This window comes from Brevibacillus sp. BD137 (assembly GCF_041644655.1).
GTDB classification, from domain to species: Bacteria; Bacillota; Bacilli; order Brevibacillales; family Brevibacillaceae; genus Brevibacillus; species Brevibacillus brevis_D.
Window position 1 is genome coordinate 92877 of record NZ_JAOTNO010000005.1, and the last position, 18851, is coordinate 111727.

General features: G+C 46.2%; 17 protein-coding genes and 1 other RNA gene. 8 read left to right on the forward strand and 10 right to left on the reverse strand.

Annotated elements, in window-relative coordinates:
• Window position 1: 1 nt before the first annotated feature.
• Both ODZ53_RS13040 and yfkAB read right to left on the reverse strand, forming a co-directional pair.
• A complete protein-coding gene (locus tag ODZ53_RS13040) occupies window positions 2–256 on the reverse strand; it encodes an alpha/beta-type small acid-soluble spore protein (RefSeq protein WP_199927234.1) in 255 nt (84 codons plus the stop codon).
• A gap of 31 nt (window positions 257–287) precedes the next feature.
• Window positions 288–1403, reverse strand: coding sequence for a radical SAM/CxCxxxxC motif protein YfkAB (gene yfkAB / locus ODZ53_RS13045; protein ID WP_372677560.1), 1116 nt, complete (start codon window positions 1401–1403; stop codon window positions 288–290).
• A gap of 77 nt (window positions 1404–1480) precedes the next feature.
• Here yfkAB and ODZ53_RS13050 point away from each other — a divergent pair, with 77 nt between their 5' ends.
• Window positions 1481–2164: a DUF1385 domain-containing protein gene (locus ODZ53_RS13050; protein WP_372677562.1), complete on the forward strand. Its 684-nt coding sequence runs from the start codon at window positions 1481–1483 to the stop codon at window positions 2162–2164.
• 95 nt (window positions 2165–2259) lie between these two features.
• Here ODZ53_RS13050 and ODZ53_RS13055 read toward each other — a convergent pair whose 3' ends face one another.
• The 4 genes from ODZ53_RS13055 to ODZ53_RS13070 form a co-directional block, all read right to left on the reverse strand.
• Complete coding sequence (locus ODZ53_RS13055) at window positions 2260–2793, reverse strand: gamma carbonic anhydrase (protein WP_199927233.1); 534 nt, start codon at window positions 2791–2793, stop codon at window positions 2260–2262.
• 13 nt (window positions 2794–2806) lie between these two features.
• Window positions 2807–3115, reverse strand: coding sequence for an iron-sulfur cluster biosynthesis family protein (locus tag ODZ53_RS13060; protein ID WP_372677564.1), 309 nt, complete (start codon window positions 3113–3115; stop codon window positions 2807–2809).
• Between the two features lie 215 nt (window positions 3116–3330).
• A complete protein-coding gene (locus tag ODZ53_RS13065) occupies window positions 3331–4515 on the reverse strand; it encodes an MFS transporter (protein ID WP_372677566.1) in 1185 nt (394 codons plus the stop codon).
• A gap of 152 nt (window positions 4516–4667) precedes the next feature.
• Entirely contained in the window at window positions 4668–4970 is a 303-nt protein-coding gene (locus tag ODZ53_RS13070) for an ArsR/SmtB family transcription factor (protein WP_172137597.1), read from the reverse strand.
• Between the two features lie 147 nt (window positions 4971–5117).
• Between ODZ53_RS13070 and rnpB the strand changes: the two genes are divergently transcribed.
• The 4 genes from rnpB to ODZ53_RS13090 all read left to right on the forward strand — a co-directional run bounded on the left by rnpB (window position 5118) and on the right by ODZ53_RS13090 (window position 10385).
• An RNA gene (rnpB, locus tag ODZ53_RS13075) (RNase P RNA component class B) lies at window positions 5118–5507 on the forward strand.
• A gap of 278 nt (window positions 5508–5785) precedes the next feature.
• The gene (locus ODZ53_RS13080; RefSeq protein WP_372677568.1) at window positions 5786–8122 is read left to right on the forward strand and encodes an S-layer homology domain-containing protein; all 2337 of its coding nucleotides are present in this window, start codon (window positions 5786–5788) and stop codon (window positions 8120–8122) included.
• A 163-nt stretch (window positions 8123–8285) separates the two neighbouring features.
• A complete protein-coding gene (locus ODZ53_RS13085; protein WP_372677570.1) occupies window positions 8286–9797 on the forward strand; it encodes a monooxygenase in 1512 nt (503 codons plus the stop codon).
• Window positions 9798–9899: 102 nt separating this feature from the next.
• Complete coding sequence (locus ODZ53_RS13090; RefSeq protein WP_372677572.1) at window positions 9900–10385, forward strand: MarR family transcriptional regulator; 486 nt, start codon at window positions 9900–9902, stop codon at window positions 10383–10385.
• Between the two features lie 132 nt (window positions 10386–10517).
• Here ODZ53_RS13090 and ODZ53_RS13095 read toward each other — a convergent pair whose 3' ends face one another.
• Window positions 10518–10721, reverse strand: coding sequence for a helix-turn-helix domain-containing protein (locus ODZ53_RS13095; protein WP_142496321.1), 204 nt, complete (start codon window positions 10719–10721; stop codon window positions 10518–10520).
• Between the two features lie 454 nt (window positions 10722–11175).
• On the opposite strand from ODZ53_RS13095, the gene ODZ53_RS13100 reads away from it, so the two are divergent.
• Both ODZ53_RS13100 and ODZ53_RS13105 read left to right on the forward strand, forming a co-directional pair.
• On the forward strand, window positions 11176–11562 hold the full coding sequence (locus ODZ53_RS13100) for a hypothetical protein (protein ID WP_372677574.1): 387 nt from the start codon (window positions 11176–11178) through the stop codon (window positions 11560–11562).
• Window positions 11563–11917: 355 nt separating this feature from the next.
• On the forward strand, window positions 11918–13960 hold the full coding sequence (locus ODZ53_RS13105; RefSeq protein WP_372677576.1) for a molybdopterin-containing oxidoreductase family protein: 2043 nt from the start codon (window positions 11918–11920) through the stop codon (window positions 13958–13960).
• Window positions 13961–14030: 70 nt separating this feature from the next.
• Here the strand turns inward: ODZ53_RS13105 and ODZ53_RS13110 are convergent, their stop codons facing one another.
• Together ODZ53_RS13110 and ODZ53_RS13115 are read right to left on the reverse strand one after the other, a co-directional pair.
• On the reverse strand, window positions 14031–14804 hold the full coding sequence (locus ODZ53_RS13110; protein ID WP_372677578.1) for an alpha/beta fold hydrolase: 774 nt from the start codon (window positions 14802–14804) through the stop codon (window positions 14031–14033).
• Between the two features lie 144 nt (window positions 14805–14948).
• Window positions 14949–16130 carry a NupC/NupG family nucleoside CNT transporter gene (locus tag ODZ53_RS13115; protein ID WP_372677580.1) on the reverse strand — a complete coding sequence of 394 codons (1182 nt, stop codon included), beginning with the start codon at window positions 16128–16130 and terminating at the stop codon, window positions 14949–14951.
• A 207-nt stretch (window positions 16131–16337) separates the two neighbouring features.
• On the opposite strand from ODZ53_RS13115, the gene ODZ53_RS13120 reads away from it, so the two are divergent.
• Window positions 16338–16874, forward strand: a complete 537-nt coding sequence (locus ODZ53_RS13120; RefSeq protein WP_016739771.1) for a DL-endopeptidase inhibitor IseA family protein — start codon at window positions 16338–16340, stop codon at window positions 16872–16874.
• 56 nt (window positions 16875–16930) lie between these two features.
• On the opposite strand, the gene asnB is transcribed toward ODZ53_RS13120, so the two are convergent.
• The gene (asnB, locus tag ODZ53_RS13125) at window positions 16931–18778 is read right to left on the reverse strand and encodes an asparagine synthase (glutamine-hydrolyzing) (RefSeq protein ID WP_372677582.1); all 1848 of its coding nucleotides are present in this window, start codon (window positions 18776–18778) and stop codon (window positions 16931–16933) included.
• Between the last annotated feature and the right edge of the window lie 73 nt (window positions 18779–18851).

Consider the following 18851-nt stretch of genomic DNA (forward strand, 5'->3'; position numbering starts at 1 on the left):
ATTACGGTTTTTTATTCATACCTTCCATTGCCATCCGAACCATCTCTTTGACCATACTGCCGCCCAAGCGTCCTCCGATTCGACCGGCATCGTGAGAGGTTAACTGTCCATTGTAGCCGGGCTGCAATGGGACATGAATTTCTTCTGCGACCTCGAATTTGGCCTGCGCAGGATCATCAACGTGTGCAACCTGCGCTTTTAGGGCGTCTAGCCCTTTTCTCGCCTCGGGGACGAGAGGGCGTTTGCGTCTGCTCATGGTAGATCACCTCACACCCTAGTGTGCCCAATTAGACGAGTGCTTTGCGCAGAGTAAAATCAGTCTCCTGATAGTAAGTATTAGCAACGAGCAGGTTCGGTCCTGCACATCCTGCAGCAGGACAGAAGCAATTGATCTTCTGATTCAGCGTGTGTTCTTGCCATTTTTCAAACATCGACTGGAGCTGATCGGTTTGAATATTGCCTAATGGCTCTACATCCCCGAAATCGGTCACGATGACATCACCGGTGAAAATGTTGATGTTTAGACGATTCCGACCATCTGGATCATTGCGAGTCGTCACATTTTTCGCAGAGCGCAGTCTGCTGATCATTTCCCTGTCTGCTGCTTCAGAACTACAAGCAAAAAACGGAAGCGTCCCGAAAAGCATCCACAAATCTTCATTACGTACATCGAGCATCCGATGAATGGCTTGACGGAGCTCATCGAGCGAAAGGACATCCAGATCACGGGCAAAATCACTCGCGTACATCGGGTGTACCTCATGTCGCTTGCTGCCCATCTCCTGAATCTGACGGTGGAGAGTATCGAGCTTTGTCCATGTGCGATGATTCAGCATCGTTTCGGCTGAGACAAATACACCTGCTTCCGAGAGCTTGCGTGCATTTTCCATCATCTCATGAAATTGTGCTTCCGCTCTTTTCATTGAAACCGGCTGCCGTGCTTTTGCGTAAACAATATCATGGAATTCTTCGGGAGTAGACCAGTTCCATGAAATATGCATGACATCGATGTATGGCAGGATCAACTCATACCGAGAAAACGGCATGGACATGTTGGAGTTGATTTGCGTCCGCAGCCCACGATCTGCTGCATATTGTAGAATAGGTGCGATCACAGTTTTCACGGTGCGCTCGCTGTACATCGGTTCGCCGCCTGTTATACTGAGAGTAAGCAGATCTTTTGCTTCATCGAGACGACGAAGTATGAGATCAACAGGGAGTGCGGGATCGTCTTTGTATCGCAATGTATCACCAACCGCGCAATGCTCACAGCGGAGATTGCACAGATTCGTTACAGTAAACTCGACGCTGGTAAGTTTATAGGCGGGGGGTGTCGCATTGAACAACGGCTCCCATGGATCGTGTAAAGGTGTTAATGGTGTAGTTGGAACCATGCGGATCAATTGTGAAACCTCCTTCATTCTGCGTACAACTCAACCTATTATAACGACATTAAGGCGGAAGGAGAATAGCTAACGAGATGATTATGGGGATGTCTTTTGGACGCGGTGTGCTTTTTCATGATCGAAATGTGCTGGCTTGCGCGGAAGTAAAAGACGGCGTGATTCATATGTGGGCGGAAAAAATCACATTGAAAACGATAGGGAAGCTCTGGTATCGAATATTTTTCTCCTTTCCGTGGTACTATCAATTGTTTCATCTCCTGCTTGCTGGTTATGTACTGGCAGCGATCTTGCAGCCTGACTGGGCCATTCTCGATCCGATGTGGGTAGCTGTTTACATCGCAGGCTTTCACTTCGTTTTTCCGAAAAAGATGAAAAAATTTCACGGTGCAGAACATAAAGTGTTTAGCTATGGAGGGAAGAAGTCACTAGCAGCACTGAATGAGATTCAACGGGCAAATATCGTGAATGACGGTTGCTCGACGAATCTGGTCGTGTGGTTTTTTACAGGATTCATTTTGTCTGTATTCTTTTTACCTTTAGAATGGAGCGTCGCATGCGGGGTAGCAGGACTGCTTGTTGGCATGCTCGGTGATCGCTACGTGCGTAAATATTTCGGTTTTCTTTACAAGCTGTCGGCTTTCTTTCAAAAATACAGCACGACCAAAGAACCGGACCGGCTTCATTTAGAGACAGCGATCCGCTCGTATATGCTATTTGAGCACATTCGCGAGGTAGATCGATTGCAGAATGCTTCGTAAGGAAAAAGCGGTGTTAATCGGCTTGGATCGCCAATCATAAAAAAACAGGGAGGATAGAAGGTGCATATGCGCCCTCGACCTCCCTTTTCTTTTTCCTACTCCCGTTCGAGCGGGGTTTCTTCCAGTTGTCGATACATCTTTCCTTTATCCACATACGATTGGCGAATGCGTACGAATTCTTTCAAGTCTGCCTCGTTGAGTTCACGTTTTACTTTTGCTGGGTTGCCGACAACAAGCGAGCGAGGTGGCACCTTCATGCCTGGAGGAACGAGTGCACCCGCAGCAACCATCGCTTCTTCTCCAATTTCCGCACGATCCAGCACGATCGCACCCATTCCAATCAATGCGCCGCGACGTACCACGCAGCTATGTAAAACGGCGTTATGTCCAACAGTCACCTCGTCTTCGAGGATCAGCGGGTTGTTCGGGCTTTGGTGCAGCGTGCTGTTGTCTTGGACACTGACGCGTTTTCCAATGACGGTCGGAGCGATGTCCCCGCGGATCACAGTGTTGTACCAAATAGAAGAATCCTCGCCGATTTCGACATCGCCAGAAACGACGGAGCCTTTTGCCAAGAAAACGGTAGGGTGAATCTTCGGTTTGATGTTTTCAAATGATAAGAGCAGCATAGTTACCTCCTAATCAATGAGTAAGCGAGCAATCTGTTTGCATCGGGCGCGGATGGAAAATAGAGAAGCGGCCAGTTGCAGGATCGCAGTCGATGACTGTCCCGGAGAGCTGGTCTATCTCATGTGTTTGATAAAAGAAACGAATTCCACTTATTTCTTGGGCGAGATCATGTTTGTTCGCTTCCGTAATGGCGATGCTATATGTATAGCTGCCACAACCCGTCGTAGTCGGGACGAGTCTGATTCCGAGCTGTTCTGCATCCGCTTCTTCCGCGATCATTTGTGCAAGACGTACCGCCGCAGTTGGAGTAATGGTTATCATCGTCCTACCTCCTTGTAGCCATTTCTATTGTACTACAAAGAAAACCTTTGTGACTTAAACCATATGCCTCATCGGAAAGGTATTGCTTTATTCGAGCTTAAAGCCCGTACCACTAAGGTACAGGCCACCACATTGTAAACCCAAACAATTCTATGTCCATTATAATTGTTACCGCACAATTTCCCCATGATAAGCTCCCTTTACGAGGGGTAATTTCATATGTTTGTGTTCTGTTGTGCAACCTTTTCTTTTAACATAACGATTAAAAATAGGGAAGCAAGGATGGAGATAGCTACGCCAATCGTACCCAACCATGTAATCGACGACAGGGAAACTTGCTCAATCGCAATGCCTCCGATACCTGCCCCTGCGGCCATCGAGAGCTGCATCATGGATTGATTAAGACCAAGCATGATCCCTGAATAATTCGGTGCAATCCGTACCAAATTAAACTGTTGCGTAGGCCCGGAAGACCATGCAGCGAAAGACCATAGTACCAAAAGGGCGATAACTGTAAACGGTTGAGGCGAGATAGTAACAGTAACGGAAAGCAAAATGAGAGCTACAACGTGCAGGATCATTCCGCCAAGTAAAGTGGGGGATACTCCCCATTTGTCAGTGCTAAAACCACCCAATTTAGAACCAATCAAACTAGCTACGCCAAACGCCAATAAGGCGCCGCTCAACAAATTCTCATTTATGCCTGCGACTTCGAGAAGATAGGGTGAAATGTAGGTATATGCGAGGGAATACCCACCCAGCCAAAAGAACGTAATCGATAAGCCAAGTGCGACCTTCGGGTTTTTCAATAATGCTAACTGCTTAGACAGAGGTACTGGCTCATCCCCTTGCACTTGCGGGATCGTCCGGGACAGGACAAATATCGCCAGAAGTCCTGCCAGCGCAATGATACCGAAAACGGATTGCCATCCAAATACAGCCGCCGCTGTGCGTCCGAGGGGAACACCAATGATTAATGATGCGGTAAATCCCATAATGACGGTTGCAATCGAGCTTGCCTGTTTACCTGCAGGAGCGATCTTGGACGCGATATCTAACGCAGTTACAACAACCATTCCTGCTCCTAAAGCCATGATCACACGGGCTAGAACAAACAATTCAAAATTCGGCATAGCGAATGACAATATATTGGCTAACACGAAAATACCTAGTGCACTAATGAGAAGCCTCTTTCTATCCATTTTCGCAGTTAGTGCCATCATGATCGGGGTAAAAATTGCATAAACAAATGAAAAAATAGTAACAAGCTGACCCGCAGCCGTAATTGAGATGCCCATGGTACTAGAGAGTTTATCAAGGATCCCTGAAATCACGTACTCGGATGTCCCAACTAAAAAACTAACCAATGCCAAAAAGTAAACCTTCCATGTATTCGACATGTATTTCACTCCTTTTAAAATATTTGCATCTATTATCAGATATGGTCCAATAGCGCTGATCTAAACTAAGAAGTATTGACATATCGGGATATATCGAAATGTACGTTTGAAATAAAACTGAATACTCTATGAAGCATTCAGCTTTATTTCGATCATATTTGACTACTAAAAAAGGAGCCGATTTCACGTATTTTTTCTTCGTCCCTGGTATAATAGGTGTATTTGCCAATACGCTCCGTCTTGATAAGGCCGGCTCGTTGGAGAATGGACAAATATTGGGATGCGGTTGACTGGGTCATATTCAATTTCTCAGTTATCTGGCTGACGCATACCCCGATTTTCCTCATATCAACTCCTTCATGGGGCGTAAAATGTTTTTCAGGCTCTTTTAACCAATATAAAATTTGAAGTCTAGATTCGTTGGACAGCGCTTTAAAAATTTCAATTGGATCCATACGCATAATTATATCGAGAATTATCGATATGTAAAGACCTCCGATCCAAAATAACGAATAACCATACTCACTAACCTTCCAAATCCTGCTTGTTGACCATGTAGCAGGCATGTGATAGAGTAAATGTTACTGATTCTGATGTGCAGGAAATGTGGGTAGTCGCTGCCGCAATCGTTTCGACGATTGGCGGTAGAGGAAAGTCCAGGCTCGCCCAGGCTGAGATGCCTGGAGTGTTCGTACCTGGTGCAAGCCAGGGCAGTAAGGTGTTGAGCCTTGCTGACGGCGTGGAAAGGGCTCTCTCTGAGGCCCGAGTACGCTGAAAGTGCCACAGAAACGTAGCTTTTCTGGCGACAGAAAAGATGGAACGCGGTAAACCCTGCGAGCGAGAAACCCAAATTAGGTAGGGGAACCGTCCTGAAGGAATCAAACGGAAAGGACGGATGGTATCTTCGGATGCCATAGATAGATGGCTACCGCTCTTGGTGCGAGGGATTGCCCCGCTTGAAGCACGGGAGAGACAGAACCTGGCTTATAGCATTTCCTGCTGGAATGAAAACGTAAAACCACCTGAGATCTCAGGTGGTTTTTTTACGTTCTGCGAAATATCGTGAACCCGCTACCTATCCATGTTTGTGGAACAGTGGAATGATTTACCCGAACAAGCTTTGAAACTTTTTCGGAAATCGTGTCGTCTAAAAAGAGCGTTCAGCCGAAGAAAACAGTTCTACTGTGGACTATTCCATCATTTCTTCAAATGGGAGAGTCTGCTGGAGAGAAAGAACTGATAAACGGTTACATTGATGGAGGGGTTTATTTTGAAAAAAGAAAAGAATCGAGCAACCAAGGATTTTAAAAAATTAGTAGCGACTGCGGTTCTGGCAGGATCGCTTGCGTTGCCGGGTACCGGATGGGCTGCTACGGCACTGCCTTTCTCCGACATCGGAGGAAACGTGAACAAAGACGCGATTTTGAAATTGAACTATGCGGGTGTTCTGAAAGGTTATACAGATGGCACTTTCAGACCGTATAAAGAAGTGACGAGAGCAGAGTTCGCCAAAGTTGCGGTGCTGGCACTGGGGTACACAGACGCGCAAGCAAAGCTATTGCAAGGAAAGACCGCATTTAAAGATCTGCCAGCAGATCACTGGGCAACTGGGTACATTAATCTTGCGGTATCCCAAGGCATCATCAAGGGATATCCAGATGGAACCTTCAAACCGAACAACAACGTAAAAATTGCGGAAGCATTGACTGTTTACGTACAAGGCTTAAAAATTGACGTTCGTCCATCAGGCTCAAGCGAGTGGTACATCCCATACTTACTGGAAGCGGACAGAGCAGGTATTTACGATGCAAAGGAAACACCGACAGCAGCAGCTCCGCGTGATATCGTCGCTAAGTACACAGATAGTTTCATGGAAACGCCTGTCTATGCAAACGGCGCGTACTACGACAAAGATGGTAACGCAAAAGGAACCAATCAGAAGCTGCAAGTAGTGAAGGGCGCAGTTGCTTCGTATGACAAGTCTGGCAAAAAGCTGAAGCTAGTCGGACAAAACAAAGAAATCGAATTGGCTGATTCCGCGCAAGTATACGGCAATCTGATCGTAGGCGCGCAAGTCGAATACATCACGAAAAATGGCCGAGTGGCTTTCCTCACCGTTGTTACTTCTGACTCCGAAATCGTGGAAGGAATCGTGAAGACTGGTCTTAATTTTACAACGGCTGTAGGCGATGAAAAGAAATTCAAGGCAATCGTCAACGGAAGAGAAGTTGTTTTGGAAGTAGAAGATGGCGTAAATGTAAGCCGCTCTCACATCGGCCAAAAGTTTGTGGCAGTGGTTGGCGACAATGGCAAAATCAAGTCCATCACGATCAGCGACAACACGACAAAAGGAATTGTGGAAAAAGTATCTTCCGTGAGCGGTTCCAACTCGAAAAAAGAGCTGAGAGTAGACGGCACGACCTACACGCTGGATTCCAAAGCGACGGTCAAAGGTAAGGCGCATCCAGAGGCAAAAGCAACGAGTGCTTCATTCTCTGACATCGAAAAAGATGACTTGGTCGAGCTGACACTCAATGTGGACGGAAAAGTATCTGAGCTTGTTTACACGAAGCTGAGCTTCACAGATACGATCACCGTTGATACAGACAAAAACCTGATTCGCGTTGGCGGCGTCAATTACGAGGTGCATGAAGATACAGAGTTGTTCGTAGACGAAGACGAAGTAGATGAGCTGGATGAGTTGACGAGCGGCAAAATTGCAGTGCTTACGTTTGACAAAAATGGAAACCTGGTGAAAGTAGAGCAGGGTGTAGGGGCAGCAACGAACAAGCAGGTCTCAGACACAACTGCGTATGCACCAGGAAAACTGGCAACTGTGAAAATCGACGGGAAAACCTACGATATCTTGACCAACGCGAAGCTGACTGTCGATGGCAACTCCGTATCACCAACGACTATTAAAAACGATCAGTTTAATGACCACCGCATCCTTACGTGGAAATACAACGTTGGCACGAATGACATTGTGGAGCTGACTTTGGAAAAGCAAACTGTAAAAGGATACGTGACGAAAAAATCCGGTTCCAAAATTACCGTGAACGGGAAAGTGTATGAGCTCCTGTCCGGGGTTACGATTGACAGCGATGCAGCATCCAACGACAACGAGTACACGCTGACACTCAACAACGCTGGCAAAGTAAAGGCCATTACAGGTGCACCTAAGAAAGTAAGCGGCGTGGTTGACTCTGTTGAGGTCCGTAACGATAACGGCAAGGTGACTTCCGCGAAAGTAGAGGTTAACGGCAAGACGTACGATGTAACGGATGAGGACGCGATTGAAGATGTCGATCAATTTGAGTACGTGACATTGACCCTGGACCGTGACGGCGATGTCATTGCTGCTACCGTCAGTGGAAAGCTGGCGAAGGAAAACGTGCGTTTCGTCGGAATTGAATCCCGCGTAAACAAAGACAAATATGTATTTTTCGATGACGTATCGACGAGCTTGAAGCTGACAGAAGACGCGAAGATCAAATACTACAACGGTAAGGACATGAAAGAAAGCGAGCTTTCCTCCAAGGACAAAGTGGATTTGTGGACAAATGATCAAGGTCTAGTCTATGCCATTGTCGTAGCAAAACGATAAGAAAATAGAAAAAGGCGATCTCTTGCTCGATTCGAGAAGGGGGTCGCCTTTTCATTTGTTGGCATAGGCTTTAAAAAGTATTTGATTGAAAACGGTTTTCAATGAAAAGAAGATATGATATATTATTTTTGTTTCGTGCAAAACAAAAATAGGAGTGATTTTAATGCAGGTCGATTATGAAGTAATTATTGTTGGTGGTGGACCCGTTGGCATGATGGTGGCTGGAGAGCTGGCATTGGCTAAAGTGAAGGTATGCGTACTTGAGCGCTTAAAGGAAACGACCCCGTATTCACGGGCGCTCACGGTACATCCGCGCACACTGGAAATCCTGGATATGCGCGGGTTGAAGGCGAAATTACTCGAGAGAGGAAAGCCGATTTCGACGACGCATTTTGCTGCGCTTGATACACGCTTGGATTTTTCAGTCTTGGATTCTTCCTCCAACTACACCCTGATTATTCCCCAACATGATACGGAGAAGGTACTAGAGGAGTGGGCGGAAAGTCTAGGGGTAGAAATACGAAGGGAAGAGGAGGTAGTGGCCATACACCAAGATCAGCATGGGGTTGAGATTGAGGCTTCCGGGCCGAATGGAAAGGCTGTGCTGACGTCACGCTATGTGGTCGGCGCAGATGGCGCTGGCAGCATTGTCCGCAAGCAGGCAGGCATTCCGTTTGTCGGTAAGAATGCGACTTTTACGGCTATGCAAGGGGATGTTGTTTTGAAAAATCCGCCGGAATCAGGAGCTCCTTCCTACTTTAATGAACAAGGCTTGGTCATGATTGTACCTTTGCCAAATGGAATGCATCGGGTGGTGCTAATCGATTCGGAGCGAATGGCTGTACCAAAGGAAGAACCCGTTTCCATGGAGGAACTGCGCGCTAGTTTACTGCGTATTCTTGGAGACGATTTTGGAATTTCCGATCCGTTTTGGATGACTCGTTTTGGCAATGCGACTTTGCAAGCTCAGCGTTATCGAGAAGGACGGATTTTCCTGGTGGGAGATGCTGCCCATATTCATTTTCCAGCCGGAGGACAGGGGATGAACGTTGGCTTGCAAGAGGCAATCAACCTGGGGTGGAAGCTGGCGGCCCATTTAAAAGGCTGGGCACCGGATTGGCTGTTGGACAGCTATCATACGGAACGTTTCCCCATCAATACCGCATTACTTACGAATACACAGATGCAATCACTGCTGTTCGGTAGTTCGGAATTCTCCCCATCCGTTATCGCTTTGAGGAATATGGTGTCCGACCTGCTGCAAATACCCGAGGCAAATTATCGGTTGGCTACCCAAATCTCTGCGTTCAATGTCCAGTATGAACCGGTTGGGGAGATGCCGCCGCATGTATTGAACGGTCGACGTTTTACAGAGTTGAATCTGCGCCTGAAGAACGGTGAGTGCCAAAATGCTTACGAGCTTTTTCATTCTGGCTCCTTCCTCTTGCTACATTTCGGCTCGGATGAACGATTGGATGATGCTCTCGATTGGTCGAAAAATAAGCATGTCCATGTAGTTCGCGCTTCACTTGCTAAGGGAGCTGCTGATTGGCATGACGTGCATACAGCGTTGATTCGACCGGATGGATATGTCGCATGGGCTGTTTCCCAAGAGGAGTCTAATCCGCTGGAAGCTATTCGGAAAGGAATCTCACACTGGTGCGGACATGATTGATTGAAATGAAAATGTTTTGCGCAAAACAAAATCAAATTGTTTTTCTCGAAACAATCAGTATATAATGGAGGCGAGATGAGATGGTAATCTAGGAGACATGATATGCAAAGCACAGAACTTTCCAAGCAGCGGATCATACAGCTTTACATACAGCTAGTCACGCAGCAAGAGCTGCGAGAAAGCAAATTGACTGCGCGAATGGCAGAGGAGATGCAGAAGCTGGAATCCGAGATGGGGATGAAGCTAAACCTTACCCTATCCGAAATACATTTCATCGCCTGTATCGGGGATCATGGTCCCATTAATGTCACCACGATTTCGGAAAAAGTCAATTTAACGAAAGGGTCCATAACACGGATCAGCAAAAAGCTATGGAAGCTTGATTTAATTAAAAGGCAACAGCTGGTTGATAATAAGAAAGAAGTGTACTATCGGTTAACCGCAAAGGGACAAAAGCTGTATAAGATTCATCATCAGATGCATCAGGACATTGAACAGCGATTTAAGAGCTTTCTGGATAAATACACACCGGAGCAATTAGCATTTTCCCGCGAACTGCTGGAGGACTTGCTGGATTGGGATTTCTAAGTATGGAAACAAAGGGGCGCCATCACACTGATGGTGTCCTATGTCTGTGAACAGAACTCTCGATAAGTAAAAAGCCGAATTACCCCACGGTAATCCGGCTTTTTTGTTTGTATTTCTCATAGGAAATCGCTCTTAGTTAGGTATACGTCTGTCTTTCCACTCGTCAACTTCTCTTGGATCGATGTCGAGAACTTCGCAAATATGTAGCGCAATCGTAACAGTGGGATTGGTAATCCCGTATTCAATGTTCTGATAATGTTTCAAGGATACGTTTATGATCCTGCTTACTTTTTCCTGGGATAATTTCTTTTCTATTCGGGCATCTTTTAGTTTCAATTCTTGGAAGCTCTCCTTGAATCGTTTACTTATATGTTAACCTGTTAGCGAATCTTTAATGACCCATAATACTTAGCGTATTAAAATGCACGTAGTATACGTAATGCTATTCCCGAATTTTTACATTTAGATTACTTGATCTGATTGTTTCTAAAAAACTAAAATGAAAGTGGAATCAAATTTCATAGAAGGAAGTGAACTACATGCATGAGCAATTGACAACCGTAGTCGAATATTTTCAAGGCAGAGTAGTGGATTCTAACTACGTAAACGTCAAATACTCGTACAAAGAGTATTCTAGTAAAAAATCAAAAGATCTATGATCCGACCTCTCCATATACTTCTCCTTCTGTTCATAGTCCTTCTTAGTGGCTGTAGCGAGGCAGTAACAGTCCCTAAAGAGAAGTCATATGTAAGCGTCTACGATTATTTCGAAGAAATTCATGGGGAGAATTTGAAAACATCCGTGCTCCAAATAACAAAAAATGGTAATTCGGCAGAACTCACGTTACGAATCTTAATTTCGGATGATTTGAGAGAAAAAATGATGCATACGGAAAAGCCCATTTACTTTTCGTTTGCAGATATGCCGGGTGACGAGACCATTAAAAATTTGCTTGCTGAGACTCCTTCACTCGTTCAAATTGAGTTAAACAGTAAAGAGAGTCGGTATACGATTTCGCAACAGCTAAAGCTAAAAGAAAATTTGTCAGAAGCTGATAACCAGGCGCTATTGTCTCCTGCTAATTATCGACTTCAGGTCATAAACGAAGAAAAGCTCTCCGTAGCTAGTTTTATGGGTTTAGAATATTCGCTACTTCCTGAAGATAATCAGAAGTAGCAAATCGCTTGTTACGAATGGTACCTCTTGTACCTCTTGTGGAAAACGTGGCCACACCCTACATGGTATTTTTTGGGGGGGTACCGCCAACCAAATGTGACTTGGATGTAATAAAAAACTCGTATTCCTGTACGCTAAGGAACACGAGTTTTTTCATATTGCCGGTACCCTCGGTAGTAGCAGCTATTGTTCTCCGAAATAAGGTTACCGTGACTATTTGGAGCCTTTCTCTGCTATTGGCAGCGATTTAAAACTCATTAACTTATCATTCGCGCCGGGGTAGTGCCTTCTTTTTTCAATCGATTATAATAGCGTATAGAAGCTAGTTACTGTTATGAGAAAGAGGGGAACCTCCATGACTTATACGACCCAGGAAAACGGAGTTTTTCCAGCAGTCTGTTCACTTGATTGCCCGGACCAATGTGGATTGCTCCTTCATAAAAAAGAGGGGAAAATCGTCAAAATCGAAGGGGACCCGAACCATCCGGTGACGAAGGGGAATATTTGCAACAAAGTCCGCAACATGACAGAGCGCATTTACGATCCCAAGCGACTCACGCATCCGTTGAAGCGTGTTGGCAAAAAAGGGAGCGGGGCGTTTGTTCGAATCAGTTGGGAGGAAGCCATCACAACCATAACCGAACGCTGGCGTGCCTTGATCGACTCAGACGGTCCCGAGAGCATTTTGCCTTACAGCTTTTACGGGAACATGGGGCGGATTAGTGTTGAGGGAATGGATCGCCGCTTTTTCCATCGGATGGGGGCTAGTCAACTTGACCGTACGATCTGCAACAGTGCAGGGGCTGTAGGGTACAGCTACACGATGGGCGGAGCCTTTGGGACAGATCCGGAAGACACTGTACATTCCAAGCTGTTCATCATGTGGGGGATCAATACGGTTAGCACCAACATGCATCAAGTGGTGTTTGCGGAACAGGCTCGAAAAAATGGGGCGAAGATCGTCGTGATTGATGTCCATAAAAATCAGACGGGTCGATGGGCTGATTGGTTTATCCCGATTTTACCCGGAACAGATACGGCTTTGGCTTTGGGCATCATGCATGTGCTTTTTGCAGAAAACTTGGTGGATTCAGCCTTTATGGAAAAGTATACAGTAGGACATGAAGAGCTCAAGGAGCATGTACACACCTACGATCCTGCCACCGTATCAGCGGTAACGGGTGTCCCAGTCGACGATATTTATAAATTGGCGAGAATGTATGGCACCACTTCTCCGTCCTTTATTCGCATTGGAAACGGCATTCAGCATCACGACAATGGTGGAATGTGTGTAAGGACGATTGCTTGTCTTCCAGCCCTGACAGGGCAGTGGCTTGTCAAAGGCGGTGGGGCGAATAAAGGGAATAAAGGTTTCTTGGAGCACAACAAGCTTGCCGTGCAGCGGCCAGATTTGCTGGTTAATAAACAGACGAGAGTCATCAATATGAATGAGCTTGGAAAAGCGTTGCTCGATACAGAGCCGCCGGTGAAATCGCTCTTCGTCTATACGAGCAATCCAGCCATTGTTGCACCGGATGGAAACAAAGTGCGGCAAGGCTTGGCGAGAGAGGACTTGTTCACAGTCGTACATGACTTATTTTTGACGGAGACGGCTCTTTATGCCGATATCGTTTTGCCAGCGACGTCTTCTTATGAAAATACGGATTTTTATACGTCGTATTGGCATCATTACATTCAGCTTCAGCAGCCGGTGATCGCCCCATTTGGAGAGAGCAAGTCCAACACGGAGGTTTTCCGCTTGCTGGCTGCCGCCATGGGATATGACGAACCTGCTTTTCAAGACAGTGATGCAGAGATGGTCAGACAGGCGTTGGAGGGGCACGGCAATCCTCATTTGGAAGGAATCACGTATGAAACTTTGGTCGAAAAACAATATGCCAAAGCAAATTTGGAACCTTTCTTTTTGGAACACCTTCCCACCCCAAGTGGCAAAATTGAGCTTTACTCACAAGCAATGGCAAAACGTGGGCTGCCCCCATTACCAACGTACACGCCATTGGTGAATGATGGGGATTTCCCGTATTTATTTGTGCCGGGGCCGAATCACAATTATTTGAACTCCACGTTCTCGAATAATGAGAAGCATAAGAAAATGGAGAAAATACCACGTTTGCATATGAATGTGGCAGATGCGTCTGCATCAGGCATAAGTGACGGAGATACGGTCCGCATATGGAATGAGCGGGGAGAATGCGAGCTGGTTGTATCGATAGGAGAAAATGTTTTACCGGGAGTGGTGGTCAGTCAAGGTTTGTGGGCTGATGCTCCTCACTCAAAGCATTATGTAAATGCGCTGACCCCGGATCGCATCGCGGACATGGGAGGAGGAGCTACCTTTTTTTCCGGACGTGTCGATGTGGAGAAGGTCATACGATAAAAATCAGCGAGTGTCTCGATTGTAGCCGGACACTCGCTGGTTACTTTATTACCCGAAAGGATATGAAGGATTATAGTGAGGATGTTGTCCTATTTTGAGCATTACACAAAAGCAGCATGTCTTTAATGATATCTACGACAGCATTTGGCTGATCAATATGAATGGCATGTCCAGCATTTTCAACGATGATATGCTTGCTGCGGGTTGATAATTTCGTAAGCTCTTTATGTAAGTGGACCCAAGCAGCCATAGATTCGGGAGTATGATGAGGTTGTAATGTACCCGATACGACAATGAGTGGCTTGTTGCCAAGTGATTTAGAATTTCGAGCTTGTTCAAAGCTTTCTTCTATCTCTTGAATAGAACCTTCAAGAACAAACTGACTATAGTACGCTGCTTGAACTTCTTCAGAGAACAAAGGAACCATGACTTTATTTTGATCTTCATGACATGGATCTAATAAAATCACTCCGGCAACCTCTTCTGAGAATGTACTTGCATATAGTCGAACATTCAATCCCCCAAAAGAGTGCCCGACCAAAACGTAAGGGGGAGACACGTTTGCTTTCTGAAGCAAGCTTCTAAGATTCTCAATGATTTGCTGACTATGACGAGGTCTTTTATCACTTTTACTTTCCCCTATACCTGCTCGGTCGTAAATGAACATCCTAGTATGCTTTGAAATGTCACCACCAATCGAACTCCAGTAGTTCAATGTACACCCATAACCAGAATCAAAAACCACCGTCGGAAAATCACTTATTTCACCAAAATATTTGAAACATAGTCTAACTCCACCGATGTCGAGCTTTTGACTCGGTTCATTTATTCCAATGTCACTCATTTTATCTCCTCCAAATTTTTTTATTTAGTTCATTTCCACAAACTATGCGATCATCCTTTTTTTGTAAGGGAACTTTAGCGATACCCCTTGCATACAAAAAAGTGTCCCTACTGCACATCGCAGAGGGACACTTCTTCTTTTCGATTACAAAACAAAGCTGACGACGATACCAGACAAAAGACTAACGAGTGTGGCACCGAACAACAGCTTCAACCCAAAGCGAGCAACCACATTGGATTGTTTCTCATTCAGCCCTTTCACCGCACCAGCGATAATGCCGATAGAGGAGAAGTTCGCGAACGAAACGAGGAAGACGGAAAGAATTCCTACTGTACGTGGGGAGAGTTCAGATACGACTTTGCCCAGCTCGATCATCGCTACAAACTCGTTCGTTACGAGCTTCGTCGCCATGATACCACCAGCCTTCATCGCTTCCCCAAAAGGAATGCCCATCAGGACGGCAAAAGGAGCGAAGACGAAGCCAAGCATTTCTTGGAACGTCCAGCCGAAAATCATGCCGAACAAGCTATTTACAGCTCCAATTAAAGCAACAAAACCGAGCAGCATTGCGCCAACGACTACCGCTACCTTGAAGCCGTCCATGATGTACTCGACGAGCATTTCGAAAAAGGACTGCTTTTCATTGCTTTGAATCTCCAGTAAATCGTCTTCTTCTTTCACGGTATAAGGGTTGATGATCGAAGCGATAATAAAGCCGCCAAACAGATTCAAGAACAGGGCCGTGACAACGTATTTCGGCTCAATCATCGTCATGTACGCACCGACAATCGACATCGAAACAGTGGACATGGCTGACGCGCACAGCGTATACAGACGGTGCTCCGGCAAGGAACCGAGCTGTTTTTTCACGGTGATGAATACTTCATTTTGGCCGACGATAGCAGAAGCAACAGCGTTGTAAGACTCTAGCTTACCCATGCCGTTAATTTTGCTTAGAACAAAGCCAATTGCCTTCATGATAATCGGTAAAATCTTGAAGTGACGCAAAATACCGATGAGAACGGAAATGAAGACGATTGGGAGCAATACACCAAGGAAAAAGGACATTTGTCCGTCGTTTGCCAGATTACCAAATACGAAATTGATTCCTTCCCCAGCAAATGCAAGAAGCTTTTCAAACGATTTGGAAATGGCTGAAACGAATATAACCCCAAACTTGGTTTGCAGAAGAAGAAAGGCGAGCAAAAATTGCAGAGCAATCATGACGATGATCGGTCTGTATTTGACCTGTTTACGTCCATTGCTTCCTAACAATGCTAACCCGATCACGATGAGTATGCCAGCGATGGGAATGATAAAATTCATTACAACCTCCAAGAAATTAAATAGTGCTAAACTTAAAAGGCAAAAAAACGCACTTCCCGACAAGAGAAGTGAAAGCGGTTTATATTCTATCATCCCGATAATATGATTGCAATTTATATGTATGTTCAGAATTGTTGTCCGTTACGTGTGGAACGCTGAAATCGGGCGTACTAGCATAAGCCTACCGCCATACGGTTTATGGAGGAGGTGAAATCCTTGGATGAGTTGCAGAGGCTCAAGCAGTTTATTACTTCAGCAGAGCATGTCTGGACTCAGATCGCGAATTCGCCGAGAGGAAAGCCTGTATATACCGTAAACGGTGTGGATTACACGCCATTGCCCGAAAAATACAACACCAAACGAAAAATCTCCCGTATTTTCCGCCGGTATTGGGGCAAGCAATTGACGGAAGTGATGATTCGGAACCTCCACTTGCGGATGCTGAAAGGTAAGCTTTGTATTCCTTATCGTGACATCCCATCTTTTCCAGCAACCGTGCTGTCGTTGCAAATAAAAGTGAATCTGCCGGATCATCGGACCGTGGCTGCGATACTGAGCGGGGGAGGGAAAAAAACAAGAGTGGACTACCGTTTGATCCGAGTCGGCGCAACCAAAACGTTTACGATCATGAAACGCTCAGGCGAGCAGTTTGATCTGAGATATCAATCTCTTGCTACCATACCCCTCAACCCGAAGGCACAACCCGTACGTAGAAGCAAGCAACGGGGAAAACCCAAAAAGTAACGAAAAGCTCCTCAATTCCCCCGAAACATAAGGGGCGAGGAGCTTTTGTTATGCCGTTACGTACGAATGGAAACGCGGTACTCCCGCAGCCAATAATCTAGCTGCCCGAGATAGGCGAACAACTGAGGGGTACTCATGAGCTGACCGAAAAACGGAATGCTCGAAGCCTGGGCATCTGACTCGGCAATTTTTCGAATCGTTGGAACATCTACCAGTTGAAGCAGTGGAGAGGAAGAGTCGTTTATGATATCCAGCAGCCAAGAGCGAACGGCTTCCGTATAGGCGGGATTGTGCGTTTTCGGGTACGGGCTTTTCTTGCGATACAAAACCGCATCAGGCAAGATTCCTTCCATGGCTTTTCGCAAAATTCCTTTTTCCCGATTCCCGTGCATTTTCATTTCCCATGGGATGTTCCAGACATATTCCACGATGCGGTGGTCGCAAAACGGGACGCGCGCTTCCAGACTGGCTGCCATACTCATTCGGTCTTTGCGATCCAACAGCGTGTTCATGAACCACGTAATATTCAAATAAAACATTTCCCGACGGCGCGCTTCAATCGGGTCTTCGCCCGGAAGATGCGGGACTTCATCGAGAGATTCCTCATATCGCATGGCAACGTATTCCTCGGGTTTGACCCAATCACGAAGCTCAGGTGATAGCCAGGAGGCACGTTCTTTCGTCACTCTCGACCAAGGAAACGTTCCGGCATGCAGCAGTTCCTCACGATGAAACCACGGATACCCGCCAAATACTTCATCTGCGCATTCTCCAGAGAGGACGACGGTCGTCTCTTTTTTTATTTCGCGGCAAAACAGGTAAAGGGACGCATCCACATCAGCCATCCCCGGCAAGTCGCGGGCAAGTGTCGCAGTTTTCAAGGAGTCGATCAAATCGTCAGTGTCGAACTTAATCGTGTGGTGCTCGGTTCCAAGAAACTTTGTAACGAGTTGCACATAAGGTTCATCCTCATTCGGTTGAAAAGCACTCGCCTTGAAATGTTTTCGGTTGTCGACGTAATCGATAGAGTAGCTGTGCAGAGTTCCGCGGCCTGTTTTTTGAAAATGATCTGCCGCAACAGCTGTAATAATGCTCGAGTCCAACCCGCCTGACAAGAGGGTCGAAACGGGCACATCCGCAACCAATTGGCGTTCAATCGAATCCGTGACTAGCTCCCTGACACGTTCAGCAGTTGTCTCCAAGTCATCCGTATGTGGGTGGCTTTTGAGCTGCCAGTAACGTTTTTGCTTGACGCCATCACGAGTCACCAACAGATAAGCACCGGGCCGAACCTCGTGTACGTTGTGAAAAACTCCATGGCCAGGCGTACGAGCGGGACTGATTCCGAAAACCTCTGCCAAGCCTTCACGAGAGAGCTCTGGCTTGACTTCGGGGTGAGCGAGCAAGGCTTTTAGCTCGGAAGCAAGCAGAAATGAACTGCCTCTTTGCGCATAAAACAGCGGCTTAACCCCCATACGGTCACGGCCGACAAATAATCTTTGTTCCCGTTCGTCCCAGATCGCAAAAGCGAAGATGCCGTTTAGCTTTGACAGACAATCTGGGCCCCACTCCAAATACGTGTGCAAAAGCACCTCCGTATCCGAGTGAGATTGAAAAGTATGTCCGCAAGCAAGCAGTTCAGCTCGCAAATCCTCGGTATTATACAATTCACCATTGTAAATCATGGTGCAGGCATGTTCGTTTTTGAGAGCTGACATAGGCTGCTGTCCGCCAGCAGGATCAACGACTACAAGGCGACGATGACCGAGGGCCGCGCGAGGAGTCAGCCAAAAGCCTTCTGCATCAGGGCCTCGATCCTTGAGGCATTGGGTCATTTTTTGCAGCATATCACGTTCACCAGATAAGTCCTTTTCCCAATCAATCCATCCTACAATTCCACACATGGCATAATCACCCTTCTCCTGAAGCATTGCACACACAGCGTATGCAATCAGCCTAGCGCGGTTGTCTGTCCAG